The following is a 16,566-nucleotide window of genomic DNA, read 5'->3' on the forward strand; positions in this document are numbered from 1 at the left end:
TAGGACGGGAGCACCCCGCACCTCTGGCAGAAGCAGCTGCCACTTCTGGACCGCGTCACCCTCCGCCGCAACAGGCTCGGGCGGCTGCGCCACAAGAAGCTCTGCGGGAGGTTAGGCTACGTCTGGGACCACCTGCACGCGCGCCACCGGCTGGAGCGTGTGCGCCGGCCGCGCGTCCACCACGAGCTGTTGCAGAAGCGGTGGGGCGACGAGGTCGCGCCAGACCTGTACCCACGGCTGCACTAGCAGATGAGCCCGTGGTTCGTGTAGCTGCCGGTCCCGGCCCACTACCCGCCACGCCACTACCCGTGGCGGCTCAAGTAGCTGCCAGGCCAGGCGCTTGAGTACGCCGTGTGGCCAGGCCGCGAGTCGGGCAAGTTGCGGACCCACTACGAGTTTCCGGAGCTCTGCTACTTCGAGGCTGACCTGGTCAGCCACCGGTCACGCGACTGGTAGCGGCTTAAGGAGCTGCTGCTGGGCGCCCACCGGTTCTGGTAGATGGGCAAGGACGCGAGCGTGGGCGTCATGCTCGACCGGGCGTCGGTCTACAGGCCGCCGCCGTGCCACTAGTGGAAGCTTGAGGCGCTGCGCCTGCCGGATTGGAGGGCGTCTCGAAGAACACCGCGTCGGCGGGCTCGGACACCGCCGCCTCCCACTGCGCCAGGTCTTCACCGTCGACGAAGACGGTCTCCACGCCCCACGAGGGCAGGATCTCGTTGCAGATGACGAAGCATGAGCCGAACAGGCTGCGGGCCGCGACCAGCCGGCTGCCCTGCTTGAGCAGTGCGCCGAGGGCGACGAAGACCGCGGCCATGCCGCTGGCGGTGGCGAAGCAGGCCTCGGTGCCCTCGAGTCCGCGCAGCCGCTCCTGGAACATCTCGACGGTCGGATTCCCGTACCGGGTGTAGACGAAGCGTTCGTCCTCGCCGGTGAACGCCCGCTCGGCCGCCTCGGCGGACTCGTAGACGTAACCGCTGTTGAGGTAGACCGCCTCCGACGTCTCGAAGAACCCGGACCGCATCAGTCCGCCGCGCACGGCGGTGGTCTCCGGTGACACCCAGTCGGGCAGTTCACGACTCATGTCGTCTCCTCTTCGCTACGTCAGACCGCTCCGCGACGGCTCAGGACTGACGCCACGGCAGTCCGTCGGCCCGCCAGCCGGCGCCGCCGCGGTGCCCGTCGACGTCGAGCGCGCCTTCGAAACCCTCCAGAATGTTGTACGCCTGTCCGATCCCGGCCGCAGTAGCGGCCTCGGCCGCACCGATCGACCGGTGCCCGGACCGGCACAGGAACAGCACCGGCGTCTGGTCGGCCACCCCGGCCGCGCGCAGCTGATCGACGAACCGCTCGTTGAGCCGTCCGTGCGGGAAGTCGACCCACTCGACGAAGACGGTGCGCTTGCCGAGCCCGCTCACGTCGGGCACGCCCACATAGCTCCATTCGGCCTGGGTGCGGCAGTCCACCAGCACCGCATCGGATTCGGCGGCCAGCTTGTCCCATGCCTGCTGCGGCGTCAGATCCCCTGCGTAGCTCACTGATTGCACACCTTCCAGTCGTCGCCCTGTTTCACCACGGTCCACGTGGTGACCGACTTCTCGTTCTTGTTCTTCGCCCGGTACCAGTGCGCCCGCACGGTGGCCTGGTCGCCGGTGACGTCCACCTCCATCTCGGGAACCTTCAACTCGCCCTTGGCATCCCGCTCGGTGCGGTTGCTGTCCTGGAACTGCGCCATGGTGGGGAAGTTCGGCGAGGACAGGTTCTTCTCGCAGAAGGAGTTCCGGTACTGCTCGTAGTTCAGCGAGTTGCGGGCGCTGAAGGCGTCGTTGACGACGTACTGCACCCGGGTCGAGTCGTTGAGCCGCTCGCTGGGCGGCGACACCAGGGTGACGATCAGGATCACGCCCAGGACCACCGCGACCAGCCCCAGTGCGATCATGAACGGCACAGCGTCACGCCAGGTACGCGGATCGTCGACCTCGTCGAACTCCTCACCGGTGTCCGGTCCGGGCGTCTGATTGCTCATGCGGGCCAGTCTATCGACCGGCCCGGGACGGCTCCGCAGGCGGCCGGACCGCCCCGACCAGGCAGATGACGTCGGCTTCGTCAAGAGTTTTGAGCAGACCGTCCGAGGTGAGGGCGCCCTCACCCGCCGATTTTGGGCATCGCGCCGACCGTCATACCGTAGAACCGGAAGCCATCTATCCAGCTGAGGAAGCGACTGCCAAATGAGTGAGAACAGCCGCCCGCTGCGGGTCGCGATCGTCGGTGCGGGTCCCGCCGGGATCTACTGCGCCGACGCGCTGATGAAGTCGGAGACCGTGTCCGAGCGCGGCGTGAGCATCGACCTGTACGAGCGGATGCCCGCCCCGTTCGGCCTGATCCGCTACGGCGTCGCCCCCGACCACCCGCGCATCAAGGGCATCATCACCGCCCTGCACAAGGTGCTCGACAAGCCGGCGGTTCGGCTGCTGGGCAACATCGACTTCGGCACCGACGTCACGCTCGACGACCTGAAGAAGCACTACGACGCCGTGGTCTTCTCCACCGGCGCCACCGACGACCGCGCCCTGGAGATCCCGGGCGTCGACCTCGACGGCAGCTACGGCGCCGGCGAGTTCGTGGCCTGGTACGACGGCCACCCCGACTTCTCCCGGACCTGGCCGCTCGAGGCCGAGAAGGTCGCCGTGATCGGCGTGGGCAATGTGGCCCTGGACGTGGCCCGCGTGCTGGCCAAGACCGGCGACGAGCTGCTGCCGACCGAGATCCCGGACAACGTCTACCAGGGACTCAAGCAGAACAAGGCCGTCGAGGTGCACGTCTTCGGGCGCCGCGGGCCGGCGCAGGCCAAGTTCACCCCGCTCGAGCTCAAGGAACTCGATCACTCGCCGAACATCGAGGTGATCGTGAACCCGGAGGACATCGACTACGACGAGGGTTCGACGGTCGCCCGGCGCACCTCCAAGATCACCGATCAGGTGGCCCAGATCATCGAGAACTACGCCATCCGCGAGCCCAAGCAGGGCGCCATCCACAAGCTCTTCCTGCACTTCTTCGAGAACCCGGTGGAGGTGCTCGGCGAGGACGGCAAGGTCGTCGGCCTGCGCACCGAGCGCACCGAGCTCGACGGCACCGGCAATGTGAAGCCGACCGGCAAGACCACCGACTGGGAGATCGGCGCGATCTACCGCGCGGTCGGCTACCTCTCGGACAATCTGCCCGGCATCCCGTTCGACAACCAGGCCGGCGTCATCCCCAACGAGGCGGGCCGCATCTTCGACGACGGCGCGCACCTGACCGGCCTGTACACCACCGGCTGGATCAAGCGCGGCCCGGTGGGCCTGATCGGCCACACCAAGGGCGACGCCAACGAGACCGTCGAGTGTATCGCCGAGGACATGGTCAACGGCACGCTCAACACCCCCGAGGATGCCGGCGAGGACGCCGTGATCGCGCTGCTCGAATCGCGCGGGATCCCGTTCACCACCTGGGAGGGCTGGTACCGGCTCGACGAGCACGAGCGTCAGCTCGGCGCCGCCGAGGGCCGCGAGCGCAAGAAGGTCGTCGAACGGCACGACATGCTCGCCGCCTCCGAACCGGACAAGGTGCAGAGCAACTGATCGCGCAGTAAGCGTCAGACCCTGAGCGGGTCGGCGCTGGGCGCGTCAGACTCGGCGCGTGTCAGACTCTGGGCGCAGACACAGCGAGGGCGACCGGTCATCCGGTCGCCCTCGCTGTGTCTTCAGTTGTGGTGGTCGTGCAACCGCTCAGCGGGCAGCGGCCTCCAGGGCGGCCTTGGCGGCGCTGGCCTGAGCGGCGTCGTTACCCGTCTTGGTGCCGGTGTTGTCCGGAGCGATCGCGCCATAACCGGTGCCCTTGTCCTGCTTGTTCTTCGGGTTCTCGATCTTGCGCAGGTTCCACCAGAAGCCGAAGTTGTCGACCAGGTTCTCTGCGTAGTCGGAGATCGTGTAGCCCGAGATCGAGGACGGGAAGCAGCCCGGCCACTTGGTGGTGATCTCCAGCGACTTGGGCACCGCCTTGCCATTCGCATCCTTACCGGTCGGGGACAGCAGCGGCGCGAACTTGCTGGTGCCGCCGAGCTCCTGCAGGTGGACGTTCTTGAACGACGACCCCTCGGCCGTCACCTTCATGGTGCGCACCATGTACCACTGCACACCCCAGGGCTTCCCCGGGACCTGACCGAAGTGGCAGAACACCGCACCGGTCAGCCGCAGGTTGGGGGTCGCGGCGTCGGCCGGCGCGACGGCGGCCAGCCCGCCGGCGCCGATTGCTCCCGCGGAGGCGAGCGCTACGGCCGCCCGAGTCAATGTCTTCTTCATGTCCATCCCTTTCGCTTCGGTGTGGTCCAGCGAATCGATTGCACTTGTACGTGACTGCACTCGGTGGTCCGCGTGGTGGCGTGACCCCGGTCGACAGTCCGGCGCTCCCCATGGAGCCGTCGAGAGCTGTGATGTCGGCGATTAGGCTGCGACGACATCCAGCGTGGTCGCTCTCACCACCGTATCGACAGATCTCGCCACAACCGTTACAGAATCGTTCACTCGAACAGAGGACAGTCCGGATGAACGGATCCTGATAACCCCGTATGCCAGTGCATACATCACTCCTATCGCTGCCTCACGCGGCTGTGTTACTTAGCTCACAGTCCTCTTAGTTCGCCGCGGCACCGAACTCAAAGATCGTCCGCTCACAGCGCCGCCGAGGGCGATATGCCCTCGGCGGGCCGCTGAGCGGACGATTTTCGCGCCGCCGGAGACGGTTCAGCGCTGCGGCGGCGGGGGCGGGGACGACGGGGGCGGGGGCTGGGGCGGGCGCGGACCCGACGGGCCGGCCGGTCCGCGGCCCGCGGGCGCGGCGGGAGGCCCGGGCCGGCGCACCACGGTGGTCGGGCCGGGGGTCCGGCCGGGCGGCGGCGGTCCGGGCGGACCCGGAGGCGGCGGCACCGGCCCCCGGGCGGGCGGACGCCCCGGGCCGGGGTGGGGTGGGCGGGCCGTGCCGCCCTGCGGGGGCTGCGGTGGACGCCCCGGTACCGGCGACGGTCCCGGCGCCGGCTGAGCGGGAGCCTGCTGGGCCTGCTGGGCGGGCGCCGGACGAGCAGGCGCCTGCTGAGCGACCTGGGGCGGCAACGGCGCCACAGTGGTGGCCGGCGGCTGGGCCGGCTGGGCGGGCTCCGTCGACCCTTCGACGGGGTCCGTCGACGCTTCGGCGGGCAGCGGGGCGTCGGCGGCGAGCGGGGTGACCAGTCCGGCGGCCCGGCCGGCGCGGCTGCGGGCCTGCTCCACATCGGCACCGGTCGCCACCGCCACACCCATGCGGCGCCTGACATAGCTCTCCGGCTTGCCGAAGAGGCGCAGATCCACAGCGGGATCGGCGAGCGCCTCGGCGACACCGGCGAACTTGATGCCGGGGGCGTCGATGCCGCCGTAGATCACCGCGGACGCACCGGGTGCTGCCAGCGAGGTGTCCACCGGCAGGCCCAGGACGGCGCGGGCGTGCAGCTCGAACTCGGAGAGCCGCTGACTGGCCATGGTCACCAGGCCGGTGTCGTGCGGGCGCGGGCTCACCTCGGAGAAGTACACCTCGTCGCCCTTGATGAACAGTTCCACCCCGAAGATGCCGCGGCCGCTCAGCGTTCCCGGCGCCCCCATGGCGGCCACGATGCGCGCGGCGATGGAGCGGGACGCACCGAGGACCTCCGGGTCCATCGGCTGCGGCTGCCAGCTCTCCACGTAGTCGCCCCCGGACTGCCGGTGGCCGATCGGCTCACAGAAGTAGGTGGCCAGTTCGCCGGTCGCCGGATCGATCGCCCGCACGGTCAGCAGCGTCACCTCGTAGTCGAAGTCGATGAGCTGCTCGACGATCACCCGTGCCGAGGCCACCCGGCCGCCGGTCATCGCGGTCTCCCAGGCGGCGGGGATGTCGTCGGCGCTGCGCACCACCGACTGGCCCTTGCCCGACGACGACATCACCGGCTTGACCACGCACGGATAGCCCACCCGGTAGGCGGCGGTCGCCAGCTCCTCCTCCGAACCGGCGAACAGGTACGACGACGTCGGCAGGCCCAGTTCTTCGTCGGCGAGCCGGCGGATGCCCTCCCGGTCGAGGGTCGCGGCCACACCCTTGGCGCTGGGGATCACCTCGGCGAGCCCGTCACGCTCGACCCCCTCGAGAGCGTCGGTGGCGATGGCCTCGATCTCCGGCAGCACATAGCGCGGGCGGTGCTTCTCGATCACCGCGCGCACCGCGGCGGCGTCGGTCATGTCGATCACCTCGGCGGCGTGCGCCACCTGGTGGGCCGGGGCGCCGGCATAACGGTCCACGGCCACCACCTCCACGCCGAGGCGCTGGAAGGCGATGGTCACCTCTTTGCCGAGCTCACCGGAGCCGAGCAGCAGCACGGTGACCGCGGTATCGGTGCCCGGGGTGCCGAGCGTCTCCACCGGCCCGGGGGTCACCCGCGGCGCGGACTCTGTGGTGCCGGTAGAGGGGGTGCCGGCGGAAGCGGCGCCGGCGGGCTCTGCGACCTCGGCGGGCGCCGGGGTGCCGGCCGGTCGATCACCGGTTCCGGGGGTGTCGGCGGCGTCGTCAGCGGGCTCGGGAGCTCGGTGCGAAGTCATACGACAAAGTGTTCCACACGGTCGGCTTTGCGCGCCGCCGATGATCAGTCGTTCGATCGGTCCGCGCGCGGGGCGTCGCCGGTCTCGGCGCGCGGATCGTCGTCACCGGACCGCTGGTGCGGGGCGTACGGGATCACCCGGGCCACAAAGATCTCGGTCGCGGCATCCCGGCCGCGCAGCACCTCGGTGGTCTCGAGCTTCCAGCGGGCGGCCTCGCCGGGCGCGGCGGCGGCGATGGCGCGCTGCGCCGCCCAGGGCCGGCGCGGATCGCGTTTGGCGATCTCCGAGATGCGGGCGCTCTCGTTCACCGGATCGCCGATCACCGTGTACTCGAAGCGCTGGATGGCGCCCACGTTGCCGGCCACCACCGGGCCGTAGCTCACCCCGATGCCGGCCTGGAGTTCGGGGACTTCCGCGGCCAGCCGCTGGGCGATCTCCCGGGCGGCGCGCAGCGCGGCGCCGGCCGGGTCGTCGAGCCCGATGGGTGCGCCGAAGATCGACAGCACCGCGTCGCCCTCGAACTTGTTGACCAGCCCCCGATTGCTCTCGGTGGCCTCGACGATCACCGCGAAGAACCGGTTGAGCAGGGTGACCACTTCTTCCGGCGGCCGTTCGGCGGCCAGTTCGGTCGACCCCATCACGTCGACGAAGACCACGGCGACGGTCTGCGCGGTCCCGCCGAGCTGCGGGTCGGCCCGCATCGCCGCGGCGGCGACGTCCCGGCCGACGTGCCGCCCGAAGATGTCGCGCAGCCGCTCCTCCTCGCGCAGCCCGGCGATCATGGTGTTGAAGCCGTACTGCATCTCGCCCAGTTCGCTGCCGTCGTAGACGATGACGTCCACGTCCTCGCTGACGTCGCCGGTCCGCACCCGGGCCATCCCGTCGCGGACGCTGCGGATCGGGCCGGTGACGGTCCACGCGAACAGGTACACCGCCAGCAGCCCGACGGCCACCGCGATCGCCACCAGCACGGTCACCGAGACGAACAGACTGGTCCGGCTGCTCTCCGAGACGTAGGTGGAGAAGAAGACCACGAGCAGGATTCCGGCCAGCGGGATACCCGAGCCGATCGCCCAGGACATCACCGCCTGCCAGCGCACCGACTTGCCGCGCAACCCCAGACCGGCCTGCAAGATCTTGGCCCAGACCGGACGCAGCAGGACGTCGGTGAAAAGATTGGAGACGGCGGCGACGACGGCCCCGCTCATCGCCACCACCAGCACGGCTTTGGGGATGAGTTCGGGGTCGTGGAGCCCGTACAGCAGTCCGAGCATCGCGGCGGCGCCGAACCAGAGGACCAGTTGCAGCAGCACCAGGCGGCGCTGGGCGCGCACGGCCCGCCGGGCGTCCGCCGGGGTGGGGGTCTCGCCGAGGATGGACCAGCGCAGGGCCCGCACCATCATCACGGTGCCGATGCTCACGCCGATGATCAGGGCCACGCTCGCGTACACCGGCACTGCCAGGAAGTTCACCAGGATCAGTTCCCGGGTGAACACCGACGGTTCGGGGATCCCGAAGCCGGCCAGCGAGATCGCGATGGCGATACCGATCAGGTTGGCCGTCACCACGGCCGCGGTGAGCAGGATCTGGATGCGGATCCGCAGCCGGCGCGGCGACATGTCGGCCGAGCCGAGCAGGAAGGAGCCGTAGTCTCGGCCGAACCGGGCCACTAGCGCTCCCTTCGGGTCACGGGATCCGCACTAGACGATGGCGCGCCGCACGATGGTCTGGTCCCGGCCCGGACCCACGCCGATGCAGGAGATGTGTGCGCCGGAGAGCTCCTCGAGCCGCAGGATGTAGTTCTGCGCGTTCTGCGGCAGCTCCTCGAAGGTGCGGCACTGGGAGATGTCCTCCCACCAGCCGGGCATGGTCTCGTAGATCGGCTTGGCGTGATGGAAGCCGGTCTGGGTCATCGGCATCTCGTCCACCCGCTCGCCGTCCACCTCGTAGGCGACGCAGATCGGCACCTGGTCGAGCGAGGACAGCACGTCGAGTTTGGTGAGGAAGTAGTCGGTGATGCCGTTGACCCGGGTGGCGTACCGGGCGACGACGGCGTCGAACCAGCCGCAGCGCCGGGCGCGGCCGGTGGTCACGCCCACCTCGCCGCCGGTCTTGGCCAGGTATTCGCCCCACTCGTCGAAGAGCTCGGTGGGGAACGGTCCGGCGCCCACGCGGGTGGTGTACGCCTTGAGGATGCCCAGCACGGTGGTGATCTTGCCGGGGCCGATGCCCGAGCCCACGGCGGCGCCGCCGGCGGTGGGGTTGGACGAGGTGACGTACGGGTAGGTGCCGTGGTCGACGTCGAGCAGGGTGCCCTGCGAGCCTTCGAGGAGCACCGTCTCGCCGCGCTCGAGGGCCTGGTTCAGCAGCAGCTGGGTGTCGGCGATGCGGTGCTTGAAGCCTGCGGCGAGTTCCAGGGTCTCGTCGACGACCTGAGCCGCATCGAGGCCCTTGCGGTTGTAGATCTTGGTGAGGATCTGGTTCTTGATCTCCAGGGCCGCTTCGACCTTCTGGGTGAGGATCTTCTCGTCGAGCACGTCGGCGATCCGCACACCCACGCGGGCGATCTTGTCCTGGTAGCAGGGCCCGATGCCGCGTCCGGTGGTGCCGATCTTGCTGTTGCCCAGGAAGCGCTCGGTGACCTTGTCGATGGCCACGTGGTACGGCATGAGCAGGTGGGCGTCGGCGGAGAGGTAGAGCGCGGAGGTGTCGACGTCGCGGTCTTCGAGTCCGGTCAGCTCGGCCAGCAGCACGCTCGGGTCCACCACGACGCCGTTGCCGATGACGTTGTTCACGCCCGGGGTGAGGATGCCGGACGGAATCAGGTGCAGCGCGAAGGATTCGCCGGTCGGCAGAACGACGGTGTGCCCGGCGTTGTTGCCGCCCTGGTAGCGGACGACCCATTGCAGGTCCCCGCCGAGCAGATCGGTCGCCTTACCCTTGCCCTCGTCGCCCCACTGGGCGCCGATAAGCACAATCGCAGCCATGTCAGGTGCTCCTCCTATTCGGGCACAACCCTATCGGGTAGACCGCGGCTATATCCTAGTCCGGTGGCATCCGCGCTGATCGTTCCGCCTCCCCCCGGCTCCGAGGCCGCCGCTCTGGCCCGCAGGCTGAGCGCCGTCCTCGATGATCCGGCGATCACCCGGATCGTGGTGGCGCCGCCGCCGGAACGCGAGTCCGGCGAGAACCCGGACGCCTTCTTCGGTGCCGTCGTCGGCGTCCTGATGCGGCACGAGCGGCTCGACGTGGAGGTGGCCTATGCCGCGCCCGAGGCCACTGCGGCGACGTCCGTCTACGGCCTACCGCACGGCGAGGCGGCCCGCGAACTGGCCGAACACGGTGCGGCGCAGGCTCTTCCGCTGATCCGCGACGATGCCGCCACGGTGCTGGTGGGCCGGGCACGGCATCGGGGCGCGGACGGTGAGGCCCTGGTCGGCGAGACCTACGTCGATTCCGAACGGCTCTTCGAGGGCCGGACCCGGGCGGTGCAGATCGAGCCGCTGACCGTCGAGCCGGGAGTGCGCGGGCGGGTGCAGCGGCGGCTGCCCGGCGGCTGGCTCACCGGCCGCGCGGTGCAGACGGGCGGGGCCAATCTGGTGGTCGAACGCGAGGGCGTGCTGACGCCGCGCACCGTCAAGCGCTCCACCTTCTACCGGCACCACCTCGACTGGAAGCTGGTGCGACCGTGACCGCCCCCTCCCCGACGCTGACCGCACTGAAGTCGGTGCGGCCCGGTCCGGCCTTCCTCGCCCTGGTGGTGGTCGCGGCCGCCTCCGGCTACTGGCTGTGGACCACCGGCGCGCAGGACAGTCCGGCCGCCGAGTTCAGCGCACTGCTGCTGGTGCTGGCCGGCTGGGTGATCTCGCTGTGCCTGCACGAGTTCGCGCACGCCTTCACCGCATTCCGGTACGGCGACCGCAACACCGAGATGCGGGGCTATCTGACGCTCAACCCGCTCAAGTACACCCATCCGGGGCTGTCGCTGGGGTTGCCGCTGCTGATCATCATGATCGGCGGCATCGGCTTCCCGGGCGGCGCGGTGTATCTCAACACCGCCGGTTTCACCCGGCGTCAGCGCACTCTGGTCTCGCTGGCCGGCCCGATCACCAATCTGGTGCTCGGCGCGGTGCTGCTGCTCTGCGTGCGCTCGGTGGAACTGAGCGCGCAGAACGTGAACCTGATGGGCGCCCTGACCATGCTGGGCTTTCTGCAGATCACCGCGGCGGTGCTCAACCTGATCCCGATGCCCGGCTTCGACGGCTACGGCGCGATCGAGCCGTATCTGAGTCCGCAGACCCGGCAGAGCGCGGCGCATCTGGCGCCGTGGGGCTTCGTGCTGATCATCGTGCTGCTGCTGATCCCGCCGATCAATCAGGCGTTCTTCGGGCTGATCGACGCGATCGTCGAGCTCTTCGGCGTGCCGGCCGCACTGGTGGACTACGGCTGGCAGCTGGTGATCTTCTGGCGCTGAGGACGAACTGGGCACCGTCGCCCGATCGGCTCACGGCAGAACCTCAGGGGCGCGACACTCAGACGCTCGCGCTCCCGATCGACGGGGAGCGCGAGGATCTGAGAGTCGCGTGCGCCTGCTCGTCGCGCTAGTCCAGCCGGTGTCACCAGCGCAGCGACTCGCAGCAGCCGTCGGCGCCGGGATCGACCTGGACGGTGGCGTGTTCGAGGCCGTGGGCGGCGAGCACCGCGCGGGTGTCGGCGAGCACCCGGGCGTAGTCGCTTCCTTCGGCGCCGACGTGCACGGTGGCCACATCCATGCCGGTGGTCAGCGACCACACGTGCAGGTCGTGCACATCGTCGACGCCGGGCACCGCCGCGAGTTCTTCGCGCAGCGCCGCCACGTCGACGCTCTCCGGCGCCTGCTGATTGAGGATGCGCAGCGCCTGCGCCGCCAGCCGGACCGCCCGCGGCACCACCCAGAGCGCGATCGCGACGGCCACGACCAGGTCGATGTAGCCCCAGCCGGTGGTCATGACGACCACACCGGCGACCAGCACGCCGACGCTGCCGACCGCGTCGGCGAGGACTTCCAGATAGGCCCCCCGCACGGCGATCGAGCCCTGCGCATCGGCCCGGAGCAGCAGCATGACCACCAGGTTCACCACCAGGCCGACGAAGGCCACCACCACCAGCGCCAGCCCGGGGACCTCCGGGTCGTGGCCGATGCGGGCGATCGCCTCGGTCAGCACGAAGATGCCGACGCCGACGAGCAGCGCGGCGTTGATGACGGCGGTGAACACCTCGGCGCGGTACCAGCCGAAGCTGCGGCCGTCGGTGATGCGGCCGTGCCGGGCCAGCAGCAGCGCCGCGAGTCCCATCGACACGGCCAGCACGTCGGTGAGCATGTGCCCGGCGTCCGCGATCAGGGCCAGCGAGTCGATGGCGAGGCCCACCGTCAGCTCGACGACGAAGTAGCCGCCGATCAGCACGACGGCGGCGACCATCGGCCAGAGCCGGCGATGACCGGCCTCGGACACCAGGTCGGCGGCGGTGGGGCCGTGCGAGTGCCCGGCGTGCCCGTCGGCGTGGTCGTGCGCAGTCATGACTCTATATATACATTATTGCGCATGAATAGCAAGCAAAGGGTGACCTAAGTCCCGGCCGTACAGGTTAGCGGTCGCCGAGCCGCAGCTGGGCCAGCGCCGACTCCCGCTTGAGCCCGGCCACCATGAACATGTCGACGAGCAGTGAGCGCATCTCCATCAGCATCGCCGCCTCGGACAGATCGCCCCCGCCCTCGGCGATGGTCTCCCGGGTGCTCGCCACCGCCGCCCGGGCCTCCCGCACGATGGTGCGCAGCACCCGGGTGGCCTCGGCGCCGTCGGGTTTGCCGCCCGGCGGGGCGAGCATCATCCGGCGCAGTATCTCGAACCCCTCCCCCAGGTCCGACACCACCTGCAGCACCAGCGGATCGATCGCCACCCCGCGCTGGGTGAGCGAGAGTGCCCGCCGGGCGATCACCCGGAAGTTACGCACCGCATTGTCGATCGGCTCGCCGGTGGCCGAGATGCGTTGCAGCCGGGGCCGCTCGGCCCAGTACAGCGGCGACATCACACCCACCTCCCGGCCCACGCGCATGTCGGCGTGCATGGCATCGACCGCACCCTGCGTGCCGCGGGCGGCGGTCAGCACCCGGTACACGCCGTCCTCGCTGCGGGCGGCGAGCGCGCCGGCCAGATTCACCGACTGATCCCGCAGGGTGGCCAGCAGCTGCGCCCCGTCCCGGCGTGCCCGGTTGGCCGGATTGACCGGCACCAGCGCACCGATGAGCAGTGCAGTTCCGCCGCCGATCAGCGCATCACCGGCCCGCTGGTACATGCCGGCGCCGCCCGGAGGCAGCAGGGTGGCCACCAGCACCCCGGAGGCGGCCGCCTGATTGGTCACCATCGGCGCCCCGTCGGCGGCCACCGCGATGGTCATGGCCAGCGCCACCACCACGGTGATCTGCCAGGCGCCACTGCCGATCAGGCTGACGATCAGATCGCCGACGACGATGCCGATCACCACCCCGGCGATCAGCTCCATGGCCCGGCGCCAGCGTTTGGTCAGCACCACCCCGAGCGAGATGACCGCCGCGATCGGGGCGAAGAACGGCCGGTCGTGATGAAGCAGATCCGCGGCGATGAACCAGGCCAGACCGGCCGCGATGGCGCACTGCAGTACCGGCACCAGCGACAGCGACAGCCGGCGCAGCGGCCGCTGCACCCGTGCCGGCAGCGCCGCGAACAGTATCGAGCGGCGCTGCCGGAACCGTTCGCCGCGCATCACCGCCTCCCCGACGTCCGCGGCCGGCGCCGCTCAGTCCAGACCGAGTTCGGTGATCGCCCGCGGATCGCTGTCGTTGAGCAGATCCAGGCAGCGCAGGTACTCGTCTTCTTCCCCGATCAGCTGAGCCGACCGCGCCAGGGCGCCCACGCAGCGCAGGAAGCCCTGATTCTGCTCGTGACTCCACGGCACCGGGCCGAAACCCTTCCAGCCGTGCCGACGCAGCTGGTCGAGCCCGCGGTGGTAGCCGGTCCGCGCGTACGCATAGGCGGCCATGACCCGGCTCACATCGGGCTGCGCCGCCTCCGGCTCGGCATCGGCCAGCGCCGCCTCGGCCAGATAGGCCCAGGCGATCGACGCCGACGGGTGCTCTGCGGCCACAGCGGCCGGATCGGTGCCGTTCAGCAGATCCGACTCCGCATCGTCGTCTCCGGTCAGCAGTGTCGGCGGGGGTCCCAGCAAATCTCCGAAAGAGGTCACACTGTCATTCAATCACTCCGCTCGGCGCCACCGCCGCGATCACACGTCGCCGGCATTGGTTACTCTCGAAGTCGCGCACTGCCGCGCGCTCACCTGATGCATCCCTCGAGCTGTAGGAACGACGCCACTATGCCGACCCCGGACAACGAGAAGAACAGCGCCGTCGACAAGGTGCTCGACGCCTTCCGCGCACGCCGCGGTGGCGCACCGGCTCCGGCGACCCCGGACTCCGATGCGGGCCCGGCCACCGAGGTGGTCAAGCTGGAGGCCGACGAGGCACCGCGCGGAGGCAACTCGGAGTCGCCCACGCAGGCCTTCGCGGTGCCGGCGCAGGTGCGCGATGCCGCTGCCGGCGCAGACGCCGGGGATGAGCAGTCCGATTCGGAGACGGCCGACGGCGCCGACGGGGACGCCCCCGCCGAGGACGGCACAACCGGCGAGAACACGGCCGAGGACGACACAGCCGACGAGGACACCGCAGCCGACGAGACTGCCGGCGAGGACACCGCCGACCAGGACACCGACACAGCGGACACCGACACAGCCGACACCGACACAGCGCACGAGGACCCTGCCGACCAGGACAGCGAAGAGGCGAATGCCGGGGACGAGGCCCCGGTCGACGGCGCACTCGCCGAGGTCGAGGTGGTCTCTCTGGCCGCCGGTGCGGCCGCCACGCCCGCTGCTCGCACGACCGTCGAAGGCGCCGATCCGGATGCGCTCGAACGCACCGATCTGGTGGAGCAGTCGTTGGAGCTGACCGGCGACGACGCCGAGGTCGAGGCCGACGACGACGAGGCCGAGCCCGCCACCGAGGAGATCGCGGTCGCCCCGGCCGGCGCGGAGGCCCCGGCAGAGGACACCGAGCCCGCGACCACCAAGTTTCCGGCGCAGGAACCCGCCACCGAGAGCCCGACCGACAGCGAGGCCACCACCACCAAGATCCCCGCGGCCGCCGCCGGAGCCGCGGCCGGTGCGGCGGGTGCGGCCGCGGCCGGCGCCGCCGCCAAGGGCTGGGCGCACGATGCCCCCAAACCCCAGGTGATCGCGGGCTCCGACCCCAAGACGCAGTCCGCCGAGAAACGCGACAAGGACGGCAGGAGCAAATGGCTGCTGTGGAGCCTGCTGGCGCTGGTCGTGGTGATCGCCGTCGTCGTGGGCATCTGGTACTTCGTCAACCGGTCTTCGGACTCGGCCAAGGCCGCCGACGCCGCCGAGGACTACCAGACCGCCATGTCCGAGGGTGACCTGGACACCCTGCGCACCATCACCTGCGGCACTGAGCACGAGTTCTACCAGAGCGTCGACGACGAGGCCTTCGCCAACGCCTACCAGTCGCAGAAGACCCGGAACCAGATGATGAAGTTCAAGGACGTCACCGCCGTGGCCATCGACGGCGACACCGCACGAGTGGGTGTGGAGGTCTTCAGCAGCGAGGATCCCGGCACCACCTCGCCGGCCCAGATCACCCTGCACAAGGTCGACGGCGACTGGAAGGTCTGCGCACAGCCCTGACCACACCTGACGACGACTGCGCCCCGGCCGACGGCCGGGGCGCAGTGCGTTCGGGAGACGGCCGGGGCCGTCGCGCGGTCAGGCGGAGATGGACTTGCCCGACGACTTGAGGTCGTTGCACGCCTCGATGACGCGCTCGGTCATGGAGGCCTCGGCCTTCTTCAGGTAGCTGCGCGGGTCGTAGGTCTTCTTGTTGCCCACTTCACCGTCGATCTTGAGCACGCCGTCGTAGTTGGCGAACATGTGGCCGGCCACCGGGCGGGTGAACGCGTACTGGGTGTCGGTGTCGACGTTCATCTTCACCACGCCGTAGCTCAGCGATTCCTCGATCTCGCTCTTGAGCGAGCCGGAGCCGCCGTGGAAGACGAAGTCGAAGGGCTTCGACGCGGCGTCGACGCCGAGCTTGGCGGCGGCGGCCTGCTGGCCGTCGTTGAGCACCGACGGCTTGAGCTTGACATTGCCCGGCTTGTAGACGCCGTGCACGTTGCCGAAGGTCGCGGCGAGCAGGTACTTGCCCTTCTCGCCGGCGCCGAGCGCGTCGACGGTCTTCTCGAAGTCCTCGACCGAGGTGTACAGCTTCTCGTTGATCTCGGCCTCGACGCCGTCCTCTTCACCGCCGACCACGCCGATCTCCACTTCGAGGATGATCTTGGCCTTGGCGGCCGCGGTCAGCAGTTCCTGGGCGATCTCGAGGTTCTCGTCGATCGGCACGGCCGAGCCGTCCCACATGTGCGACTGGAACAGCGGGTTCTGCCCGGCGTCGACACGCTCCTGGGAGATGGCGATCAGCGGCCGCACATAGGTGTCCAGCTTGTCCTTGGGGCAGTGGTCGGTGTGCAGCGCGATGGTCACGTCGTACTTGTCGGCGATGACGTGTGCGAACTCGGCCAGCGCCACCGCGCCGGTCACCATGTCCTTCACACCCAGTCCGGAGCCGAACTCGGCGCCACCGGTGGAGAACTGGATGATGCCGTCGCTGCCGGCATCGGCGAAGCCTTTGATCGCGGCGTTGATGGTCTCCGACGAGGTGCAGTTGATGGCCGGGAAGGCGTAGCCGCCCTCCTTGGCCTTGGTGAGCATCTCGAGGTACTTCTCGGGGGTGGCGATGGGCATTTAGGACATCCTCCAGATCGATGGTCTCGCTCACGGCGAGCTC

General features: G+C 69.8%; 14 protein-coding genes and 1 pseudogene. 4 read left to right on the top strand and 11 right to left on the bottom strand.

What is annotated here, in order from left to right; all coding sequences use genetic code 11:
- Positions 1-595: 595 nt before the first annotated feature.
- From ACJMNC_RS14445 to ACJMNC_RS14455, 3 genes and pseudogenes are all read right to left on the bottom strand, one after another.
- Positions 596-1,081, bottom strand: a pseudogene (locus ACJMNC_RS14445) (PLP-dependent transferase); the annotation flags it as partial.
- A gap of 40 nt (positions 1,082-1,121) precedes the next feature.
- Entirely contained in the window at positions 1,122-1,535 is a 414-nt protein-coding gene (locus tag ACJMNC_RS14450; protein WP_408948658.1) for a rhodanese-like domain-containing protein, read from the bottom strand.
- Positions 1,532-2,023, bottom strand: coding sequence for a hypothetical protein (locus ACJMNC_RS14455; RefSeq protein WP_408948659.1), 492 nt, complete (start codon positions 2,021-2,023; stop codon positions 1,532-1,534). The genes ACJMNC_RS14450 and ACJMNC_RS14455 overlap by 4 nt, the downstream gene beginning before the upstream one ends.
- Before the next feature lie 202 nt (positions 2,024-2,225).
- On the opposite strand from ACJMNC_RS14455, the gene ACJMNC_RS14460 reads away from it, so the two are divergent.
- On the top strand, positions 2,226-3,617 hold the full coding sequence (locus ACJMNC_RS14460) for an FAD-dependent oxidoreductase (protein WP_408948660.1): 1,392 nt from the start codon (positions 2,226-2,228) through the stop codon (positions 3,615-3,617).
- A 147-nt stretch (positions 3,618-3,764) separates the two neighbouring features.
- Here ACJMNC_RS14460 and ACJMNC_RS14465 read toward each other — a convergent pair whose 3' ends face one another.
- The 4 genes from ACJMNC_RS14465 to ACJMNC_RS14480 form a co-directional block, all read right to left on the bottom strand.
- Entirely contained in the window at positions 3,765-4,337 is a 573-nt protein-coding gene (locus ACJMNC_RS14465; RefSeq protein ID WP_408948661.1) for a hypothetical protein, read from the bottom strand.
- 441 nt (positions 4,338-4,778) lie between these two features.
- The gene (purT, locus tag ACJMNC_RS14470) at positions 4,779-6,635 is read right to left on the bottom strand and encodes a formate-dependent phosphoribosylglycinamide formyltransferase (protein WP_408948662.1); all 1,857 of its coding nucleotides are present in this window, start codon (positions 6,633-6,635) and stop codon (positions 4,779-4,781) included.
- Positions 6,636-6,679: 44 nt separating this feature from the next.
- The gene (locus ACJMNC_RS14475) at positions 6,680-8,254 is read right to left on the bottom strand and encodes an adenylate/guanylate cyclase domain-containing protein (RefSeq protein WP_408948709.1); all 1,575 of its coding nucleotides are present in this window, start codon (positions 8,252-8,254) and stop codon (positions 6,680-6,682) included.
- Between the two features lie 81 nt (positions 8,255-8,335).
- Positions 8,336-9,622 (bottom strand): adenylosuccinate synthase, encoded by a 1,287-nt coding sequence (locus tag ACJMNC_RS14480; protein WP_408948663.1) that lies wholly within the window; start codon positions 9,620-9,622, stop codon positions 8,336-8,338.
- A gap of 63 nt (positions 9,623-9,685) precedes the next feature.
- On the opposite strand from ACJMNC_RS14480, the gene ACJMNC_RS14485 reads away from it, so the two are divergent.
- Positions 9,686-10,327: a hypothetical protein gene (locus ACJMNC_RS14485; protein WP_408948664.1), complete on the top strand. Its 642-nt coding sequence runs from the start codon at positions 9,686-9,688 to the stop codon at positions 10,325-10,327.
- A complete protein-coding gene (locus ACJMNC_RS14490) occupies positions 10,324-11,109 on the top strand; it encodes a site-2 protease family protein (protein ID WP_408948665.1) in 786 nt (261 codons plus the stop codon). The genes ACJMNC_RS14485 and ACJMNC_RS14490 overlap by 4 nt, the downstream gene beginning before the upstream one ends.
- Before the next feature lie 142 nt (positions 11,110-11,251).
- Here ACJMNC_RS14490 and ACJMNC_RS14495 read toward each other — a convergent pair whose 3' ends face one another.
- The 3 genes from ACJMNC_RS14495 to ACJMNC_RS14505 form a co-directional block, all read right to left on the bottom strand.
- The gene (locus tag ACJMNC_RS14495) at positions 11,252-12,193 is read right to left on the bottom strand and encodes a cation diffusion facilitator family transporter (RefSeq protein WP_408948666.1); all 942 of its coding nucleotides are present in this window, start codon (positions 12,191-12,193) and stop codon (positions 11,252-11,254) included.
- A 67-nt stretch (positions 12,194-12,260) separates the two neighbouring features.
- On the bottom strand, positions 12,261-13,415 hold the full coding sequence (locus tag ACJMNC_RS14500) for an FUSC family protein (RefSeq protein WP_408948667.1): 1,155 nt from the start codon (positions 13,413-13,415) through the stop codon (positions 12,261-12,263).
- A 33-nt stretch (positions 13,416-13,448) separates the two neighbouring features.
- Positions 13,449-13,895 (bottom strand): DUF3151 domain-containing protein, encoded by a 447-nt coding sequence (locus tag ACJMNC_RS14505; protein ID WP_408948668.1) that lies wholly within the window; start codon positions 13,893-13,895, stop codon positions 13,449-13,451.
- Positions 13,896-14,024: 129 nt separating this feature from the next.
- Between ACJMNC_RS14505 and ACJMNC_RS14510 the strand changes: the two genes are divergently transcribed.
- On the top strand, positions 14,025-15,410 hold the full coding sequence (locus tag ACJMNC_RS14510) for a DUF4878 domain-containing protein (protein ID WP_408948669.1): 1,386 nt from the start codon (positions 14,025-14,027) through the stop codon (positions 15,408-15,410).
- 78 nt (positions 15,411-15,488) lie between these two features.
- Here the strand turns inward: ACJMNC_RS14510 and fbaA are convergent, their stop codons facing one another.
- Complete coding sequence (gene fbaA / locus ACJMNC_RS14515; protein WP_408948670.1) at positions 15,489-16,523, bottom strand: class II fructose-bisphosphate aldolase; 1,035 nt, start codon at positions 16,521-16,523, stop codon at positions 15,489-15,491.
- Positions 16,524-16,566: the final 43 nt, after the last annotated feature.

This window comes from Gordonia sp. VNK21, assembly GCF_046098115.1.
Lineage (GTDB): Bacteria > Actinomycetota > Actinomycetes > Mycobacteriales > Mycobacteriaceae > Gordonia.

What these genes read in the sequence shown, in the direction of transcription:
- ACJMNC_RS14480 (WP_408948663.1), bottom strand. Translation starts at nt 9,622, where the DNA reads ATGGCTGCGATTGTGCTTATCGGCGCCCAGTGGGGCGACGAGGGCAAG.
- ACJMNC_RS14455 (WP_408948659.1), bottom strand. Translation starts at nt 2,023, where the DNA reads ATGAGCAATCAGACGCCCGGACCGGACACCGGTGAGGAGTTCGACGAG.
- fbaA (WP_408948670.1), bottom strand. Translation starts at nt 16,523, where the DNA reads ATGCCCATCGCCACCCCCGAGAAGTACCTCGAGATGCTCACCAAGGCC.
- purT (WP_408948662.1), bottom strand. Translation starts at nt 6,635, where the DNA reads ATGACTTCGCACCGAGCTCCCGAGCCCGCTGACGACGCCGCCGACACC.
- ACJMNC_RS14460 (WP_408948660.1), top strand. Translation starts at nt 2,226, where the DNA reads ATGAGTGAGAACAGCCGCCCGCTGCGGGTCGCGATCGTCGGTGCGGGT.
- ACJMNC_RS14510 (WP_408948669.1), top strand. Translation starts at nt 14,025, where the DNA reads ATGCCGACCCCGGACAACGAGAAGAACAGCGCCGTCGACAAGGTGCTC.
- ACJMNC_RS14465 (WP_408948661.1), bottom strand. Translation starts at nt 4,337, where the DNA reads ATGAAGAAGACATTGACTCGGGCGGCCGTAGCGCTCGCCTCCGCGGGA.
- ACJMNC_RS14495 (WP_408948666.1), bottom strand. Translation starts at nt 12,193, where the DNA reads ATGACTGCGCACGACCACGCCGACGGGCACGCCGGGCACTCGCACGGC.
- ACJMNC_RS14500 (WP_408948667.1), bottom strand. Translation starts at nt 13,415, where the DNA reads ATGCGCGGCGAACGGTTCCGGCAGCGCCGCTCGATACTGTTCGCGGCG.
- ACJMNC_RS14475 (WP_408948709.1), bottom strand. Translation starts at nt 8,254, where the DNA reads ATGTCGCCGCGCCGGCTGCGGATCCGCATCCAGATCCTGCTCACCGCG.